Origin of the sequence: Rhodococcus sp. DK176 (genome assembly GCF_038447315.2) — a bacterium.
GTDB lineage: Bacteria > Actinomycetota > Actinomycetes > Mycobacteriales > Mycobacteriaceae > Rhodococcus_F > Rhodococcus_F jostii_A.
The window spans coordinates 7825736-7843045 of the sequence record NZ_CP118321.2 but is presented as its reverse complement, the minus strand read 5'-3'; the positions used below and the strand labels follow the sequence as shown (position 1 = coordinate 7843045).

Genomic DNA, 17310 nt, shown 5'->3' with positions numbered 1-17310 from the left:
GGGTGAGCACACACGACTACACGCTGACGGTCACCTGGACCGGCAACCGCGGCGCGGGAACGGCGGGCCCGGACGCCTACGACCGCGACCACGTGATCGCGGCGGCCGGGAAACCCGATCTGCCGGGCAGCGCGGACCCGTCGTTCCGCGGCGACGCCACCCGCTGGAATCCGGAGGAACTGCTCGTCGCGTCGCTGTCGCAGTGCCACATGCTGTGGTACCTGGGGCTGGCCGCCGCGGCCGGTGTGGTCGTCGTCGACTACCGGGACGACCCGACGGGCACGATGGTCGAACACCCGGACGGGGCGGGCGAGTTCACCGAGGTCGTGCTGGCGCCGGTCGTGACCGTCGCCGACGGGTCGATGGTCGCGCGCGCCGAACAGCTGCACACCCGCGCACACGAGAAGTGTTTCATCGCCCGGTCGGTCAACTTCCCGGTCCGGCACCGTCCGGCGGTGCGCGTCGCATGAGCGCCCCCGCACACCGGCTGATCGTGGACGTCGACACCGGCATCGACGACTCCCTCGCCCTGCTGTACCTGCTGGCCAGTCCGGAGGCCGAGATCGTCGGCATCGCCAGCACCGCGGGCAACGTGCCCGTCGAGCAGGTCGCGGCGAACAACCTGAACTGGCTCGCCCTGTGCGGCGCACCCGACATCGAGGTGGCGCTCGGCGCCCGGGTGCCGCTGGACTGCCCGCTGCGCACCACCGAGGACACGCACGGACCCCAGGGCATCGGGTACGCCGTCCTCCCCCCGTCCGGGCGGTCGCTGTCGGAGCGGGACGCCACCACCCTGTGGGTCGATCTGGTTCGCGCCCACCCCGGCGAGCTGACCGGGCTGGTGACGGGACCGCTGACGAATCTGGCCCTCGCGATCCGCGAGGAACCGGAGCTGCCCCGGTTGCTGCGGCGCCTGGTCGTGATGGGCGGGGCGTTCAACCACCCCGGCAACACCACCCCCACCAGCGAGTGGAACGTGTCGGTGGACCCGGAGGCGGCCAAGGAGGTGTTCGACGCGTTCTCCGGGCTGCCGGCGGGCAGGCGCCCGATCCTGTGCGGACTGGACGTCACCGAGACGATCGAGATGACACCGGACCACGTCCGGCGGCTGGCGGAGGCGGCGGGCAGCACACCGGCCGAGATCATCTCCCCCGACGACGGGCCGCAGGTGCGCTCGACCGCGTCCAACCCGGTGATCCGGCACCTGTCCGACGCCATCCGCTTCTACATGGACTTCCACCGCACCCACGACCAGGGTTTCCTGGCGCACATGCACGATCCGTTCGCGGCGGCGGTGGCGTTGAACCCGGCGATCACGAGGACCCGTCCGGCCACCGTCGACGTCGAACTGCACGGCCGGCTCACCCGGGGCACCACGGTCGCCGACTGGGTGGGGCACTGGAACCGGGAACCCAACGTCGACATCGCGGTGCGCACCGACCCGGCCGCGTTCTTCGACGATCTCGTCGACCGGGTCGGGCGCTTCGCGAAATCAGTCGGCTGACGCGTCGGTGCCGTCGAACGCGTCGAGGATCTCGGCGGCGGCCAGCGCCGCCGTCAGCGAACCGTCCCGCACCCGCTGCTCGACCTCGCCGCGGATCGCCTTGACCCGGGTGTTGGACGCGAGCCGGCGCAGCAGCTGATCGTGGACCATCGTCCACGTCCAGTCCACCTGCTGGCGGCGCCGGTTCTCCTCGAACTGCCCGGCCGCGGTGAGCACCTCACGGTGCCGGCAGACGGTGTCCCAGAAGTCCTCGAGACCGACGCCCTCGAGGCCGCTCATCGTGATCACCGGCGGCGTCCAGACGGCGTCGTGCGGGTAGATCAGCCGCAGTGCACCCGCGAGTTCCCGGGCGGCGCCCTTCGCCTCCCGCTCGTGCTTGCCGTCCGCCTTGTTGACGGCGACGAGGTCGGCGAGTTCGAGGACGCCCTTCTTGATGCCCTGCAACTGGTCGCCGGTGCGGGCCAGGGTGAGGAAGCAGAAGCAGTCCACCATGTTCGCGACCGTCACCTCGGACTGCCCGACGCCCACGGTCTCGACGAGGATCACGTCGAATCCGGCGGCCTCGAGCAGCACGATCGTCTCGCGGGTCGCCTTTGCGACCCCGCCGAGCGTGCCCGACGTCGGTGACGGCCGGATGTAGGCGTCCTTCTCGACGGTCAGCCGCGCCATCCGCGTCTTGTCGCCGAGGATCGACCCGCCGGTGCGCGTCGACGACGGGTCGACGGCCAGGACCGCGACCCGGTGCCCCTGCCCGATCAGGTGCATCCCGAGCGCGTCGATGAACGTGGACTTCCCGACGCCGGGCACACCGGTGATACCCACCCGGTGCGCCTTCCCAGATTCCGGCAGCAGCTCGAGCAGCAGCCGCTGCGCCGCCTCACGGTGGTCGGTCCGGGTGGACTCGACCAGGGTGATGGCCTTCGCCAGGCCGGCGCGCTGATTGTTGTGCACGGCCTGGGCGAGGGCATCGATGTCGACTGGAGGGCGCCCCATGCTATTCCGGGGTGCCCGTCAGGTCGTGGCCGAGCTGCGCGGCCAGCTTCTCGAGCAGACCGCTGGCGGCGTCCGCGATGACCGTCCCGGGCGGGAAGATCGCGGCGGCACCCGCCTCGTACAGTTCGGCGAAGTCGCCGGGCGGGATGACGCCGCCGACGACGATCATGATGTCGGGACGTCCCACCGCCGCGAGGGCTTCCCGGAGCGCAGGCACCAGCGTGAGGTGACCTGCGGCCAACGACGACACACCGACCACGTGGACGTCGTTGTCGGCCGCCTGGTTGGCGACCTCTTCCGGGGTCTGGAACAGCGGTCCCACGTCCACGTCGAATCCGATGTCCGCGAAGGCCGTGGCGATCACCTTCTGGCCGCGGTCGTGGCCGTCCTGCCCCATCTTGGCGATGAGGACACGGGGACGCCGGCCCTCCTCCTCCGCGAACTTCTCGACGAGTTCCGTTGCCTTGCTGATATTCTCGACCTTTCCGGCCTCGTCCCGGTACACCCCGCTGATGGTCCGGATCTCGGCCTGGTGGCGCCCGTACACCTTCTCGAGCGCCTCGGAGATCTCCCCGACGGTGGCCTTCGCGCGGGCCGCGTCGATCGCCAGGGCCAGCAGGTTGTTCTCCATCGAGACATGACCCGTCGCTTCGCTCGCCCCGGCCTCGGTGGTGGCCGCGGCGCGGCTCAGCTCGGCGAGCGCCGCCTCGACGGCGTCCGAATCGCGGTCGGCGCGCAGCCGGTCCAGCTTCTCGAGCTGCTCCTTGCGGACCCGCGAGTTCTCGACCTTGAGGACCTCGATCTCGTCGGCCTCGTCCGGCACGTATTTGTTGACGCCGACCAGCGGCTGCCTGCCGGAGTCGATGCGGGCCTGCGTGCGGGCCGCGGCCTCCTCGATGCGCAGCTTCGGGATGCCCTCGCTGATCGCCTGCGCCATGCCGCCGGCCTCTTCGACCTCGGCGATGTGCGCGCGCGCCCGGTTGGCCAGCTGGTGGGTGAGCCACTCGACGTAATGCGATCCGCCCCAGGGGTCGATGGGACGGACGGTCCCCGACTCCTGCTGCAGCAGCAGCTGGGTGTTGCGGGCGATGCGGGCGGAGAAGTCCGTCGGCAGGGCCAGCGCCTCGTCGAGCGCGTTGGTATGCAGCGACTGGGTATGCCCCTGCGTCGCCGCCATCGCCTCGACGCACGTGCGGGCCACGTTGTTGTATACGTCCTGCGCGGTCAACGACCAACCCGACGTCTGCGAGTGGGTGCGCAGCGACAACGATTTCGCGGACTTCGGCTCGAACTTCGCGACCAGTTCACTCCACAGCAGGCGACCCGCCCGCAGCTTCGCGACCTCCATGAAAAAGTTCATGCCGATCGCCCAGAAGAACGACAACCGGGGCGCGAACTTGTCGATCTCCATGCCGGCGTCGAGGCCGGCGCGGATGTACTCCACACCGTCCGCGAGGGTGTACGCCAGCTCCAGGTCGGCGGTGGCCCCGGCCTCCTGGATGTGGTACCCGGAGATGGAGATCGAGTTGAACTTCGGCATCTTCGCGCTGGTGTACGCGAAGATGTCGGAGATGATCCGCATCGACGGCTTCGGCGGATAGATGTAGGTGTTGCGGACCATGAACTCCTTCAGAATGTCGTTCTGAATGGTTCCGGCCAGCTGCTCCGGGGCGACACCCTGCTCCTCGGCGGCCACGACGTACAGCGCGAGGATCGGCAGCACCGCACCGTTCATGGTCATCGACACACTGACGCGGTCGAGCGGGATGTGGTCGAACAGCTGACGCATGTCCAGGATCGAGTCGATCGCCACCCCGGCCATGCCCACGTCGCCCTGCACCCGCGGATGGTCGGAGTCGTAGCCGCGGTGCGTCGCCAGGTCGAACGCCACCGACAGACCCTTCTGTCCGGCCGCGAGGTTGCGGCGGTAGAAGGCGTTGGATTCGGCGGCGGTGGAGAAGCCCGCGTACTGCCGGATCGTCCACGGCTGGTTCACGTACATGGTGGGGTACGGGCCGCGCACGAACGGTGCGGCGCCCGGGAAACTGCCCACCGGGTAGCCCTCGGCCTCGGCGGCGTCGCGGTCGGCCTTGGTGAACACCGGTTTGACGTCGATGCCCTCGGGGGTGGACCACACCACCTGTTCCGGGCTGTAGTGGTTCGCGGCCGCGGCGGCCGCGATCAGCTCCTCCGTCTGCTCCGGCGTCGGGGCGGACGGCTGCGGAAACTGCGGATCCTCCAGTGGCACGTCGGCGAAGCTGCCGATCGCGTGCTTGACCTCGCGAGTAGTCACTTCTTGCTCCCTGTGTCGCCCGAGGAGTCGCTCGAGCTCTCGATGGTGTCGAGCAGGCCGGACAGGACCGAGACTGCGTCGATACGGGCGGTGACGAATCCGTCGGGCCGGGCGGAGCCGTCGGCGTCGGCGACGACCTTCTCCGGGCCGGCGAGCAGCACGGTGCCGACACCGGCCGCGCGCAGTTCCTCCACCGCGGCGGTGGCCTCGGCGGCGTACCGCTTGTCGGTACCGCAGATCACCGCGATACCGGCGCCGGAGTCCTTCGCGGCGGCGGCGATGCTGCCGTCTCCGACTGCGAGCGGGCCGGGGTTGCGGGCCTCGATGCCGCCCGACGCCAGCAGGTTCGCGGCGAACGTGGTCCGCACGTTGTGCTCGGCGACGGGGCCGAGCGGGGCCAGGAACACGGCGGGTCGCGCACCGTGCGCCGCCAGGTAGGCGTCGGAGCGGTCCCGCAGCGCCTCGAACGCGGCGGCGTACCGGGCGACGCTGCCGGTCTCGGCGGCGCCCGCGGGCAGCGGTGCCTCCGCGAGGTTCGGGAACTCGTTGACGCCGGTGACGGTGGTCTTGCGGTGCGCGATGTCCGAATCACGTTGGGCGCGGGTAGCGGCGATGCGTTCGGAGATCAGGCCGGCGTCGAGCGCGGCGAGGTAGCCGCCGGCCGCCTCGATCTGCTGGAAGAACTCCCACGCCTTGGCCGCCACCTGCTGGGTGAGGTCCTCGACGTACCACGATCCGGAGGCCGGATCGAGCACCCGGCCGAGATGCGACTCCTCGAGCAGCAGCAGCTGGGTGTTGCGGGCGATGCGGGCGGCGAAGGTCTTCGACACTCCCAGCGCCCCGGCGGGCAGTGCGGCGTCGAACGGCAGCACCGTGACGGCGTCCGCGCCGCCGACACCGGCTCCGAACGCGGCGAGCGTCGTGCGGAGCATGTTCACCCACGGATCGCGTTGCGCCATCATCGCGGCCGAGGTGACCGCGTGCTGGGGGGCGCCGCCGAAGTCGGACGCGCCGCACACCTGGGCGATCCGCGCCCACACCAGCCGCGCCGCCCGGAACTTGGCGATGGTCTGGAACTGGTCGTCGGTGGCCGAGAACCGGAAGCCGAGCTGCCCGAGCGCCTGCCCGATGGTCAGGCCGCTCTCGGTGAGCGCCCGCAGGTATTCGAGGCCCGCCGCGATCGCCGCGCCGAGTTCCTCGGCGTCGGACGCGCCGGCGTTGTGAAATGCGGTGCCGTCCACGGTGATTGCCCGCACACTCTCCGCGCGCGACGCGGCCTCGGCCGCGAGGGCCACCGCGTCGCCGAGTGCCACGTCGGCGGTACCGGAGAACGCGCTCGTGAGCGGGGCGGTCCCGAGGCCGACGCGGACCGCGGTGCGGTCGGTGACCCCGTCACCCGCGGCGGCACGCGCGTCGAGCAGCGCGAACAGTGCCCGCGCCGCGAGCGGTGCGTCCGTTCCGGCGTCGAGGGTGAGCGGTGCCAGGTCGAGGAGGACCCCGTCGAGCGCCGTCTCCAGCGACCGGACCGGAAGGTCGGCGCCGCCGACGGCGAGCCACAGCGCGCTGACACCGTTCTCCAGGGAGTCGAGGACGGCGCGGTTGACGTCCGCCGCCTCCGCGCCCTCGCCGAAGCGGGCGCTGACCAGCCAGCCCGCGTTCACGTCCCGGGTGGCGTCCGCGCCGCGCACGTAGGGGAAGGTGCCGGGCAGGGGCTGCTCCGGACGCTCGTCGCGCGGGCTGTACAGCGGCGCGACGGTGACACCGTCGTAGGTGACGGTCTCGAGGAGCTTCTGGGGTTCCGGACCGAGTTCCGCGGCGTCGATCCGACGCGACTTCGCGAGGACTCCGGCCACGGAGTGCTGCCAGTCGGCGTACGCCCGCGCAGCTTCCTCGGCTTCTGAAGCTAATGACACGGTGTCGGCTTCCTCTCCCTGATGAGCGATCGATCAATACATTGTGTGACTGTGATGCTAGCCGCAGTTCGGCGCCCCCTATCGTGAGGATCACCACACGATGAATAACCTCAGGTCATGAGCATTGCGCACGAACCGGTGGTCACCGATCGCACCGCCACGCAGCGGTTGTTCGGCCTCGGCGCGCCGACCCGGGACGTCGACGACCGCGGCGAACCACTCAATCGTATGAGCATGGACATCGGTGCGCTCGCCTCGAATACCGCCCGCACCCCCTACGGCGGCGTCCTCGCCGTGCTGCTCGACGATCTCCTCGGATTCACCGTGTGGGACCGGCGCGGAGCACGCGACGGCCTGGTCACGGCCGAATTGTCGGTGGACTTCCTCACACCCCGGCGGTGGCAGGGCCCGACGCTGCGGGCGGAGAGCCGGCTCCTCGCACTCACCGCCGACGGCGGCACGTCGACCGCCCGCGTCCACGACTCGGCGGGCACCCTCATCGCCACCGGCACCCTGTGGGGCAACTTCGTGGACCTGCCGGCGCCGGCGGCGGCCGGGTCGGCCCTGCCCGACTTCCCGGAACCGGGGGCCGCGCCGCTCGACTGGATCGGCGGGCGGATCGAGGACGGACCCGGCGCCCGGGTCGTGGTGCCGGCCAACCCGCTGGTCGCGAACAAGCTCGGGTTCATGCACGGCGGCGTCCAGGCATGCGCGGTGGACCTCGCGGCGCGCGCGGCCCTGAGCCGGGGCGGCGCGGACATGGACACGGCCTCCGCGCGGATCAACTACTTCCGCCCGGTTCCCCTCGACCGCGACACGACGTTCACCGCGGACGTGGTCAGGGCGGGCCGCTCGGTGGCGGTGGCCCGGGTGGCCGGGACGTCCGGCGGGCAGGTCTGCGTCGAGGCGACCGTGACGGGGCGCCGCCGCCCGTCCTGACCGCCGCTCGCGGCGCCCCGCACCGGTCACCCGGGTAGCCTGGTGCCCTGTGAAGAGACGCCTCGGGGACCGCAGGGTGATCGGCGTCGCAGTACTGGCAGTCGCGCTGGTCGTCGTGGCGCTGCTGGCCCCGCACCCGTCCGTGCTGCAGGTGCGGGAATGGGCGCGATCCGTCGGGCCGGCCTTTCCGCTCGTCTTCGTCGCCGTGCACGCGGTGATGACGGTGTTCCCGTTCCCCCGCACGGTGTTCACGCTGAGTGCCGGTCTGCTGTTCGGTGCGTGGCTGGGCATCGCGATCGCGGTGCTGGCGTCGACGGTCAGTGCCGTACTCGCCCTCTACCTGGTGCGCGCCGTCGGCCGGGACGTGGTGTGGCAGCGCATCTCCAACCCGACGATCCGCCGGGTGGACGAGCGGATCGCCCGGCGCGGCTGGCTCGCCGTCGGTTCGCTGCGCCTGATCGCGTTCGTCCCGTTCTCCGTGGTGAACTACTGCGCCGGGGTGTCCTCGATCCGGTTGGTCCCGTACGTGCTGGCCACGGTGGTCGGTGTGCTGCCGGGAACCGTCGGCATCGTCGTTCTCGGCGACGCCCTCACCGGGGAGACGAAGCCGGGACTTCTCGTGCTGTCCGCGGTGTGCATCGTCGCCGGAATCGCCGGGCTGGTGGTGGACTCCCGGCGGCCGCTGGACGGTTCCGGCGACGCGATGCCGGACGTGGCCGTGGACCGCCCCGCCGAGGACGAGTCAATAGCGCAGCCTTGAACCAAGTAAGTCAAGCTTTGAGTCTTGACATCGTGGTATCCAGTTTCTAACCTTGACCCATGTTCGTGTTGACGGTCGACCAGCGCGGAAGCCGCCGCGACGTCGACCGCGTCGCCCAACTCCTCACCGAATTCGCGCACCGCGACCTCGTCCGCCCGTTCCAGCGGACCGCCGGCGACGAGGTCCAGGCCGTGGTCGCGGACCCGGCCACCGTCGTCGACCTCGCCCTCGACCTCGTCGGACGCGAACACTGGAGCATCGGCATCGGCGCCGGCCCCGTCGAGGAACCCCTCCCCGCCGAGACCCGGGCCGGGCGCGGCCCCGCGTTCGAGTCCGCACGGGTCGCCGTCGACCGCGCCAAGAACGCCCCCGGCCGGGTGGCCGTCGAAGGCTCCGACCCCGACGGCGCCGCCGACGCCGACACCGCCCTCACCCTCGTCGCGATCCTCGTCGCGCGCCGCACCGAGGAGGGCCGCGAGGCCGTCGAACAAATGCGGCACGGCTCCACCCAGACCGAGGCGGCCCGCGCGCTGGGCATCAGCAAGCAGGCGGTCTCCCAACGACTCTCCACCGCCGGCTGGCACGTCGAGAGCGCCGGACGACGACTGGCCGAACGACTCCTACGCAAGGCGGACACGTGACGACCCTCGCACTCATCGCCCTCGGCGTCGCCGCCGTCGCCCCGCTGGTGCTCGCGGCGCCGCGCAGCCCCCGCTGGATGTCGCAGTGGGCGGCGCCGATCGTGGTCGCGCTCGCCCTGGCCGTCGCCGCGCTCGCCGCGTCCGCCACCACCCCGGTCACGGGCTTCGCGCTCGCCGCGACCCTCGTCCTGTGTGTCGCGGCCGCCGCCACCGGCGGGGCGCCCCTCGTGCTGGCCGCGTTCCGGATCGCGCGCCGCCAGCCCGACGCCGGTTCCGACCCGCGGCCGGACGCCGGGCCGCTGCGCGGCGGACGGATCATCGGACTCCTCGAGCGTGCCGCCGTCGCGGTGGCGATCCTCGCGGCCTGGCCGGAGGGCATCGCCGTCGTCCTGGCGGTCAAGGGACTGGCCCGCTACCCAGAACTGCGCGAACCGCACGCGTCGGAACAGTTCATCATCGGCACGTTCACCAGCGTGCTCTGGGCGATCGCGGTGTGCGGAACGGGACGCGCCCTCATCACGTAGTCGCCCCCGGGCGACATCCACGAGCCGGGTGCCCGAGTCCGCCGACGGCTCAGCGGATACGAGTTCGCGACCACCGCTCGCTTCTGGACACCCGACGAGGCACCCGCGGCCGCGCCGACCCCGCACCCGCCCACGCGACGCCCGACGCCCGACCCGGAGACACCACCAGGGAACAACCGATCGCGCTCTTCCGGGAACAGGCCGCCGTCCTCGCTGCTGCCGCCAACGGCGTTCCCGGAGTAGCCCTCCCCGTGCCGGCGGCGACGCCGGACGCCGGGCCGGGTCCCCGCTACACCGGTCGGCGACGTCGCGACGAGGGTGCGCGCGGAAGTCGCCCGGGTCAGCGGATTCCCGGCAGCGGCGCTGAAGGCGATACATACGCTCGTCGGCGACCTCGGATTCAACTCGATCATGATCACCGACCTGTTCGGCGGGGTGAGCCGCGCATTCCCCGGTCTCGTCGTCGAACCGCAGTGGTTCTCCCCTAGCCGCACCCTCGGCGATGTCATCGCGCACGTGACCTCGCACCACGCACCCGTGTCCCCACGGCCGGAACCGTCGGTTTCGTAGGAACCGGAGGCCCTACGCACCGCGGTCGCACCCGAGTTCCGCATCGCGGGGTTCCCGGAGGTTCAGGCGCTCGCCGCACGGCTGAACACGGCCGAGGGGCTCGGGTCAGCAACCCGTACTTCCTCGTCAACGACGGCGCCACGCGAGACACGTCGATGATCTGGGGCGCGGAGGTCGTCAACTTCTCCAGCTAGGTAGCTAAAGATGGCGTAGCCGGATTTTGGGGTCAAGTTTGTGGTGTTCGGGTCACGTTCGACGGCTTGGTGTTTCAGGCTGCGAGTTGCGCTGTGCCGGTGAGGGTATCGACAGCGTTGCGATACGTGGTAGCAGCCGATCGCAGGCGACCGGGAGTGGTTGTCGGCGTGGCGAGTTCGGCCAGGCCGGTGCGCAGGACCCGATCGTGGACACAGGTGAGGAACTTCGCGGTGTCGAGTCCGTGGTTGGTGACCTGATACCGGTGGGTGCCCTCGATCCGGACGATGAGGTTGCGGGTTTTCAGCCGGCGCAGGTCGTAGGTCATCTGCCCAGTAGACACCGTGTCCGGGTCGAGTCCGCGCAGCTCGCCGGTGAGGGTGCGCAAGTCCTTGTTGGTGAAGCCGTTCGGGTGCAGCCGGAAGACCAGCAGCGCGGAGAGCAGGGCGTGGCTGCGCTGGTCGGCGAACCGCAAGCCCGGGACGCGGGTGCCGGTGGCGGTGGTGAGGGGGCCGGTGATGGCGGCGAGGGCGTCGGCGCCGGTGATCGGGTCGTGGCTGAGTCGCCCGGCGCGCAGCAGGCGTCGGTTGGCGTGAAAGCCGATCTCCCGCAGGGCGGGCAGATGTGTCAGTCGTTTCCCGAGGTGGAAATCGCGGGTGTCGTTGATGGTGGTCTCGGTACGCAGGGCGCGTCCCTGTTTGTGGTACTGCTTGATGGTGGTGTGCTTGTAGTCGACGTGCAGGCTGGGGATGACGCCTTCGGTGATCACCCGGGTGCGGAATCGTCCCGGGGTGGCACGCGGCCCCCGGCGCATCAACCGCCGGTCGAACACCAGCGTGACCTGATCGGGGCGACCGAGATCGAGTTGTCGCGGATGACCTGCTCGAAGAACACCCGCCCCGAGACCGGGGCGTCGAGCATCTGGGTCAGGGAGAACTCGGCCTGGAGGATCGACAGGTCGTAGCGGTAGCCGACGTCCCGATCGGCGTCGGTGAACGGATCCGGCAGAATCGCCAGCCACTTGCGGAGCAGGGCATCGATCCGGGGACCGGTCAGCCGATCGCAGATCGCCTGCAGCGCGTCGGGGTCGTCGACGGCGGCGAAGGCGTTGTCGAGCGCGGTGAACCCGAGCCCGGCCCTCGCCGCCTGACGTTGGGCCCAATGGTGGCCGTTGATACAGAGTTTGGCGTTGTAGGGGAAGTACGAGCAGAACTTGAGGAAGAAAGGTCCGAAGTCCGCGTCGACGCAGTAGAAGTAGTAATGGTTGACCATGCCGGTGGTTTTGACGATCCACGGGTAGCTGTTGCCGTCCGCGTCGCGGCGTTTCTCGGTGCGGAATAACGGGGTCTTCTCCTGCGCCCGTCCGATGAACACCACTCCCTCGGCCGCGGTGAAGTGCTGCAGGTGCTCGTGCATGACGTCGTCCTTGCGCTGACCCTTGACGAAGTCGACCCACGGGATGTGTCGGGTGTCGGCGAAACGGTGCACCGCCGCCGAGAAGCGGTCGGTGATCCTCGCCAACGGGGCGGTCGAGGCGACCGGCAACCCGAGTTGTCGGTGCACGTAGGCGACGAGACCCGGGGCGTATTGCAGCCCGGGAACGTAGACGTTGAGGTACATCCGGTCGATGCATTCGACCTCGAAGAGCGTGTGCGTGGTCAGCACATCGGCGACGCTGCGCGGTATGGTCATGATGAGCTCCGGACGATCGGGCGGCCGGTAGGCCAACCAACCGCTACGACGGTTCATACACCCGATCGACAACGTCGACCAGGGTCATCACCCGACTGGCCGGGGCCCCTGACTGCAGCCCGCCCCCACATGCCTCGTCGGGCTGGGGCGCAGCCCCGGTAGAACTACCTCGGCATGTCCGGGCACCCCGCCGTCGTGTCGGCGGTGCAGGACGCGGTCGCCCGCGACGGCAGTTCCCGCTCGGCCAGTCGGCTGCTGTCCGGGGAGAATCCGGTACACCGCGAACTCAAAGCCGAATTGGCCGGCCTGCTCGGCACCGAGGACGGATCGCCCTCGTGAGCGGACACGCCACCAACGTCACTGCCTGGTCATCCACGACAGCGTCTACGTAGATCTCATGTCCTTTGCCACTGGTGTGGCGGGCGTTAGAGATGGACGTGTGTCACGGCTACCCGCATCACCGTGCGGCGGTGCGGGTTCGACCGTGTCCCACACCGACGCTTGTGATGCAGGAACATACTGTTTCGGATTCACCCCCAACCGCCGTGGTGCGGTGGGCAGGCTGCGGCGGACCCGGCGATGCCGTGGCCGACTCGGGGTGGGACCGTGTTTGTCTCGCGATGGCCGCACCGGCGCGTGCTTGGCCACCCGGACCGCGGGTAACTGCCCACGCCGACGGGTGACCTTGCCTTTTCCGAGCAGTGCGCGTTTGGCCAGGTTCACCCCGGCGACGTGGTCGCGGTTGCCGCCGACCCGGCAGCGAGGGCACCACGCGGTGTGGTAGCCGCCGGGGCGTGCAAGTGGTTCGTCGCAGCCCGGACACTGTGCGGACGATCCCCGGGCGGGCACCGAGACCACCGTGATGCCGGCACCGGCGGCGGTGTGGGCGAGGGCGGCGACGGCTTGTCGGCGGGCGGACTGCGCGGCCCGGTTGTTGTTGACCCGGCCGTGCCCGCGGGTCTCGAGGGTGGTGAGATCCTCGACCGCGATCAGCTGCGCCTGGGCGGTGGCGGCGTAGTCGGTGACCTGGCGGGCGAAGTGGAACGCGAGTTCCCGGTTGATTTTCCCCCGCTTGATACCCACCGCTTTGCGGTGGGCGTCGAGGACGGCGATCTTCTCCTCCAGCTGGGCGCGGACCTCGGGCGGGGCGGTGGCGGCCAGTTGCGTCAACCGGGCCGCCTTGGCGTGCAGCAGCTGCCCCTCGGCCTGTAGGCGGGCCAGTTTGATCCCGAGGCCGCGGTCGTCGTAGGTGAAGCCCCGGTAGTCCGACACCAGCCCGTCCGGGTTGTCGGCGGTCAGGGCGGCGGCACCGAGAGTGGACGGGGACCAGTCGACCCCGACCGCGACGGTGGCCGAGTCCAGGTCGTCGGCAGGGACGGGTTCGGTCGCCGCGCACCGCCACAGCAGGCCCCGGCGGTCGAGGACCAGGGTCGGCAGATGCCAGTCGATGACAGCTCTGCCGTGCAGGTGCGCGGGGATGGCGGCGGTCAGCCGCACCCGCCGCCACTGCGCCCGCCCCGACGGGGCCGGGCTGGTGGGCAGCTTTACCGTCAACACCAGGTCACGGTCTGTGACGGCGATCTGTGCGAGCTGTCGATCGGCGGCCGACAGCCAGGCCATCGCGCTCGTCTGCGGCAGTCCCTGGACGTCGCTAATCCGCAACCGGCCGGCCGGTGCCCCACCGCCGCGGGCGCGGGCGGCGAGCTGACGTCGCACGCCGCGGAGGAAGCCCGCCGACACATGGTCGCCCGGCTCGGTCGGCCACGCCACAGCTCCGGTGGCCGGGTCGAATCGGTGAGAGAGCGCCGTGATCGCGGTGTCCCGGTGCGTCAGTGTCCGCAGGGTGGCCATCACCTGAGCGGTAACCACCCGCGTGACCCGTGACGGCACATAGACCCCGTCCGGGTAGGTCGGGTTCCAGCCGAGGCGGGCCGCGGCGACATGACCCTGTGCGGGCAGTCTGCGGTCCTGGCGGTCCCGACCGGCGGCGAGCACATCGAACGTTGCCGGCTTCCACAGCCGCGATACCAACTCGGCACCCGCCGCCGCGATCAGGTCCAGCAGCCACCCCACCCGGATGTCGACGTCGTCGAGGCCGATCGGCTCACCGGTCACGGCGTCGACCGCCACATGGGCGCGGGTGGTGAACGCGAACTGCCGCGGCACGGTCGATCCCGGCCCGGTCATGCCGGGCCCAATTCATGAGCGGCGAGCACCGTCGCAGTCCGAGACGACTCGCGATCGCCCGCCATGCTCACCGTCCCGGCGACTCCCACGACGCGGCAGGTTTGTGCAGGAGTGGTGCGTGGATCGGCGAGTGGATCCGTCGGCGCGGCGGCGCCGCCCCACAGCCGGTGGTGATTCCGTGTCGACCGCAGCGCAGAGAACCGACCGGACAACGATGCCGGCACCGCCCTGACGTCATCCATCAACCCTCCCACCAGCACATGTGGCACCCCTTGTCTCGCAGGACCTCGACTGTAACGCCGACCTCCGACATTTAGCCTCGGAGGGAGTCCGCAGGCGGGCCGAACGTCCGACCGGGACACCTGGTGATCCCTGGCTTTCTGAGTGGTCGTCTGCGGGCTCGGTGTCTCGTCGAACGGTGTCCTTGTTCGGGATCTTGGAGCCGGCCGGTAGGCGTGGACTCCTGCTTAGAGAATGTCTGGGCCGTGGCCGCGATGGTCAGTCACCTGGTGAACAGGGATGTGGACCGACAGGAGTAATGACGATGGCATTGACGTTGGGGATCGACGTGGCTGTCCGGGCGGAGCATCAGGCAACGCTCGCCCGTGATGGTGCCACGGTATGGCGTGGCCGGAAGTTCTGGAACGGTTGTGGGCGGACTTGGACCTGCCCGATCCGGCAGAGCTGACCGTGGTGGTCGAGCCGACCCGGAACGCGTGGATCGTGTTGGCGGAGTGGTTCCGTCGCCACGGTGCACGCGTGGTGATGGTCCCGACCACCCAGTCGGCCGACCTGCGTAAGTACTACTCCAAGCACACCAAGAACGACCGGATCGACTCCGAATTGCTCGCCCGGCTGCCCTTGCTAGACTTCGCCGAGCTCGCTGAGGACATCGCCCACGAAGCCGAACAGGCACTGTTCCTGACCCGTCAGATCAAGCAGATCGACGAGCGAGTCGCGAACCTCTACGCCGACGCCGACCCGGCCGGCATCGTTGCCTCTGCTCCCGGCGTGGGGGCGGTGATCAGCGCGGTCATCGCTCTGGTTCCCAAGGTCAGCCAGTCCGGGGTGAGCAAGGTCGAGTCCTCGATCACCAAGGCCGGGGATCCGCTGTTGCGTGAGATGCTGTGCACCGCTGCCGACCAGGCCCGCAGGGTCGATACCCAGTTCGCGGCGAAGTACCAGCGGTTGATGGTCGGCGACCGGCACCACGAGTCCGCGATCTGTCATCTGGCCACCCATCTGGTCACCCGGATCGCCGCCTGTATGCGTGCCGGCCAGCCGTACGCCTTGCGGGACGTCGACGGCACGCCGATCACCGAGGCCGAGGGCCGGGCGATCGTCACGGCGCGCTACAAGATCGACCCGCGGCGGCGCGACAACGTCCGATACCAGCGGATGCGTGAGCGCCGCAAGCACGTGGCGGGCCAGGAGTCCCAGGAGTCGCGATGCGCTCCAACAGCCCAGCCCGCCAAGACCAAGCCTACGAGCCGCCAGGTGGCCTGACCTCCGTCAGGAACTCAAGCACCGCCCGAACCACGCCACCGGCGAACCGGCCCTCGGGCGCGCCGTCGAGCATCCGGCTCAACCCCGCCTGCTGCCCCGCGGACTCGAACCGCGATCCGTGCATACCTCGATACACCTCACCAGAAGTGCTGTCCCGCAACATCTTTTTGGATTGACCAGCGACGCCCCCCGCTCCGGCGTCGCTCCCACACACTCCCATCCGGGCCTGCCCAGATAAGAATCGAGCTCCGCACGGTCACAGATTCGGTCACCCGGATCTGTGCGCCGAGAAGGCCACCGGCCCTCCCATGCCGCCTTGCACAGCCCAACCACCGACATCCCCGACCTGCCCGCGATGATCGCGGTGAAGAAGAAGCATCGGGCGCTGATGATGATCGACGAGGCGCACAGTATCGGGGTGCTCGGCGCCACCGGCGGGGGCATCGGCGAGCACTTCGACGTCGACCGCGACGACGTGGAGCTGTGGTCCGGCACGATGTCGAAGGCCCTGGCCGGCTGCGGCGGCTACGTGGCGGGCAGCGCCGAGCTCATCCGCTTCCTGAAGTACACGACGCCCGGCTTCGTCTACAGAGTCGGGATCACGCCGATGAATGCCGCGGCGTCCCTGGCCGCGATCCGGCAGATGCGCGCCGAACCGGAGGCCCTGGACCGGTTGCGCCGCAACTCCCGGCTCTTCCTGCAGCTCGCCACGGACGCCGGAATCGACACCGGGGACTCGGAGGACACCCCGGTCATCCCGTGCATCGTCGGGGATTCACTCCGCACCCTCGCCCTGTCCAACGCCCTGCTCCGGCGCGGCATCAACGTGAACCCCATCCTCTACCCGGCCGTGCCGGAAGACCTCGCGCGGCTGCGCTTCTTCGTCACCTCGTGCCACACCGAGGACCAGATCCGGTCCACGGTGGCAGCTCTCGCCGACGAACTCGCCACGCTCGTCGCGGCCGCGTAGCGCCGTGCCCGGCACCCTCCGGCTGTTCTGCTTCCCCCACGCCGGCGGCGGACCCTCGACGTACCGGCACTGGCACCGCGCCCTGAGCCCGCACGTGTCGGTATGGCCTGTTGCCGTGCCAGGCCGGGAGAGCCGTGCCGGCGAAGCCGGGTTCACCGGCGTCGAGTCCCTCGTCACCGCACTCGAGTCCGAGCTCGCCGAACCACTCACGCAGCCGCACGTCTTCTTCGGGCACAGCATGGGGGCGCTCATCGCGTACCGGCTCGCGTGCCGCCGGCGCGCGGCCGGGCACCCGCTCCCGCGGGCGCTGCTACTGTCCGCGTACTCGGCGCCGCACCTGCCCTCGCCGCTGCCGCCGGTCGACGACCTGGACGACCCGGCCCTGATCGAGTTGCTGCGCGCCACGGGCGGGCTGCCCGCCGACCTCCCGGCCCGGCCGGCGTGGCGGGACCGCTGCCTCCCCGCACTGCGGGACGATCTCCGCCTCTGCACCGGGCACCGCGATCCCGCAGACCCGCCGCTTCCCTGTCCGATGCACGTGCTCGAAGCGAACGCCGATCCGCTGGTCGGCGAGCGGGATCTGCACGCCTGGGATCGGCACACCACCGAGCTGCGCGAGGTGCGCA

Annotated in this window: 15 protein-coding genes and 2 pseudogenes; 11 read left to right on the top strand and 6 right to left on the bottom strand. The window is 70.4% G+C overall.

Annotated features, from left to right (window positions below):
* Positions 1 to 2 precede the first annotated feature (2 nt).
* Both PSR88_RS36590 and PSR88_RS36585 read left to right on the top strand, forming a co-directional pair.
* Complete coding sequence (locus PSR88_RS36590) at positions 3 to 470, top strand: OsmC family protein (protein WP_029537779.1); 468 nt, start codon at positions 3 to 5, stop codon at positions 468 to 470.
* Positions 467 to 1504, top strand: coding sequence for a nucleoside hydrolase (locus PSR88_RS36585; protein ID WP_009480500.1), 1038 nt, complete (start codon positions 467 to 469; stop codon positions 1502 to 1504). Before PSR88_RS36590 ends, PSR88_RS36585 begins: the two co-directional genes overlap by 4 nt.
* On the opposite strand, the gene meaB is transcribed toward PSR88_RS36585, so the two are convergent.
* Genes meaB through mutA form a run of 3 tightly spaced genes read right to left on the bottom strand, consistent with a single transcriptional unit; the run spans position 1493 to position 6703 of the window.
* Complete coding sequence (gene meaB / locus PSR88_RS36580; RefSeq protein ID WP_011598910.1) at positions 1493 to 2497, bottom strand: methylmalonyl Co-A mutase-associated GTPase MeaB; 1005 nt, start codon at positions 2495 to 2497, stop codon at positions 1493 to 1495. The genes PSR88_RS36585 and meaB overlap by 12 nt on opposite strands.
* Position 2498: 1 nt before the next feature.
* A complete protein-coding gene (gene scpA / locus PSR88_RS36575) occupies positions 2499 to 4790 on the bottom strand; it encodes a methylmalonyl-CoA mutase (protein ID WP_011598909.1) in 2292 nt (763 codons plus the stop codon).
* Positions 4787 to 6703 (bottom strand): methylmalonyl-CoA mutase small subunit, encoded by a 1917-nt coding sequence (gene mutA, locus PSR88_RS36570; RefSeq protein ID WP_011598908.1) that lies wholly within the window; start codon positions 6701 to 6703, stop codon positions 4787 to 4789. Before mutA ends, scpA begins: the two co-directional genes overlap by 4 nt.
* A 117-nt stretch (positions 6704 to 6820) precedes the next feature.
* On the opposite strand from mutA, the gene PSR88_RS36565 reads away from it, so the two are divergent.
* The 5 genes from PSR88_RS36565 (at position 6821) to PSR88_RS36545 (ending at position 10137) form a co-directional block, all read left to right on the top strand.
* Positions 6821 to 7642: a PaaI family thioesterase gene (locus tag PSR88_RS36565; RefSeq protein ID WP_016880349.1), complete on the top strand. Its 822-nt coding sequence runs from the start codon at positions 6821 to 6823 to the stop codon at positions 7640 to 7642.
* Positions 7643 to 7691: 49 nt separating this feature from the next.
* Positions 7692 to 8402, top strand: a complete 711-nt coding sequence (locus PSR88_RS36560) for a TVP38/TMEM64 family protein (RefSeq protein WP_272942771.1) — start codon at positions 7692 to 7694, stop codon at positions 8400 to 8402.
* A 59-nt stretch (positions 8403 to 8461) separates the two neighbouring features.
* Positions 8462 to 9043, top strand: a complete 582-nt coding sequence (locus PSR88_RS36555) for a hypothetical protein (protein ID WP_011598905.1) — start codon at positions 8462 to 8464, stop codon at positions 9041 to 9043.
* A complete protein-coding gene (locus tag PSR88_RS36550) occupies positions 9040 to 9567 on the top strand; it encodes a hypothetical protein (protein ID WP_009480493.1) in 528 nt (175 codons plus the stop codon). The genes PSR88_RS36555 and PSR88_RS36550 overlap by 4 nt, the downstream gene beginning before the upstream one ends.
* A 318-nt stretch (positions 9568 to 9885) precedes the next feature.
* The gene (locus PSR88_RS36545) at positions 9886 to 10137 is read left to right on the top strand and encodes an acyl carrier protein (protein WP_011598904.1); all 252 of its coding nucleotides are present in this window, start codon (positions 9886 to 9888) and stop codon (positions 10135 to 10137) included.
* A 268-nt stretch (positions 10138 to 10405) separates the two neighbouring features.
* Here PSR88_RS36545 and PSR88_RS36540 read toward each other — a convergent pair whose 3' ends face one another.
* Together PSR88_RS36540 and PSR88_RS36535 are read right to left on the bottom strand one after the other, a co-directional pair.
* The gene (locus tag PSR88_RS36540) at positions 10406 to 11161 is read right to left on the bottom strand and encodes a hypothetical protein (protein WP_342338886.1); all 756 of its coding nucleotides are present in this window, start codon (positions 11159 to 11161) and stop codon (positions 10406 to 10408) included.
* Positions 11143 to 12021 (bottom strand): hypothetical protein, encoded by an 879-nt coding sequence (locus tag PSR88_RS36535; protein ID WP_342338885.1) that lies wholly within the window; start codon positions 12019 to 12021, stop codon positions 11143 to 11145. The genes PSR88_RS36540 and PSR88_RS36535 overlap by 19 nt, the downstream gene beginning before the upstream one ends.
* A gap of 162 nt (positions 12022 to 12183) precedes the next feature.
* On the opposite strand from PSR88_RS36535, the pseudogene PSR88_RS36530 reads away from it, so the two are divergent.
* A pseudogene (locus PSR88_RS36530) lies at positions 12184 to 12383 on the top strand (8-amino-7-oxononanoate synthase); the annotation flags it as partial.
* A gap of 22 nt (positions 12384 to 12405) precedes the next feature.
* Here the strand turns inward: PSR88_RS36530 and PSR88_RS36525 are convergent.
* Positions 12406 to 14208, bottom strand: a complete 1803-nt coding sequence (locus PSR88_RS36525; protein ID WP_016880348.1) for a zinc ribbon domain-containing protein — start codon at positions 14206 to 14208, stop codon at positions 12406 to 12408.
* 684 nt (positions 14209 to 14892) lie between these two features.
* On the opposite strand from PSR88_RS36525, the gene PSR88_RS36520 reads away from it, so the two are divergent.
* The 3 genes and pseudogenes from PSR88_RS36520 to PSR88_RS36510 form a co-directional block, all read left to right on the top strand.
* Positions 14893 to 15714 (top strand): IS110 family transposase, encoded by an 822-nt coding sequence (locus tag PSR88_RS36520; protein WP_063721805.1) that lies wholly within the window; start codon positions 14893 to 14895, stop codon positions 15712 to 15714.
* A 262-nt stretch (positions 15715 to 15976) separates the two neighbouring features.
* The gene (locus PSR88_RS36515; RefSeq protein WP_411755684.1) at positions 15977 to 16684 is read left to right on the top strand and encodes an aminotransferase class I/II-fold pyridoxal phosphate-dependent enzyme; all 708 of its coding nucleotides are present in this window, start codon (positions 15977 to 15979) and stop codon (positions 16682 to 16684) included.
* A 4-nt stretch (positions 16685 to 16688) separates the two neighbouring features.
* Positions 16689 to 17303: pseudogene (locus PSR88_RS36510) on the top strand (thioesterase II family protein); the annotation flags it as partial.
* Between the last annotated feature and the right edge of the window lie 7 nt (positions 17304 to 17310).

Bases quoted from the DNA above. Each gene is read 5' to 3' on its own strand.
- PSR88_RS36585 (WP_009480500.1), top strand. From the start codon at position 467: ATGAGCGCCCCCGCACACCGGCTGATCGTGGACGTCGACACCGGCATC.
- meaB (WP_011598910.1), bottom strand. From the start codon at position 2,497: ATGGGGCGCCCTCCAGTCGACATCGATGCCCTCGCCCAGGCCGTGCAC.
- PSR88_RS36565 (WP_016880349.1), top strand. From the start codon at position 6,821: ATGAGCATTGCGCACGAACCGGTGGTCACCGATCGCACCGCCACGCAG.
- PSR88_RS36555 (WP_011598905.1), top strand. From the start codon at position 8,462: ATGTTCGTGTTGACGGTCGACCAGCGCGGAAGCCGCCGCGACGTCGAC.
- PSR88_RS36535 (WP_342338885.1), bottom strand. From the start codon at position 12,021: ATGACCATACCGCGCAGCGTCGCCGATGTGCTGACCACGCACACGCTC.
- PSR88_RS36525 (WP_016880348.1), bottom strand. From the start codon at position 14,208: ATGACCGGGCCGGGATCGACCGTGCCGCGGCAGTTCGCGTTCACCACC.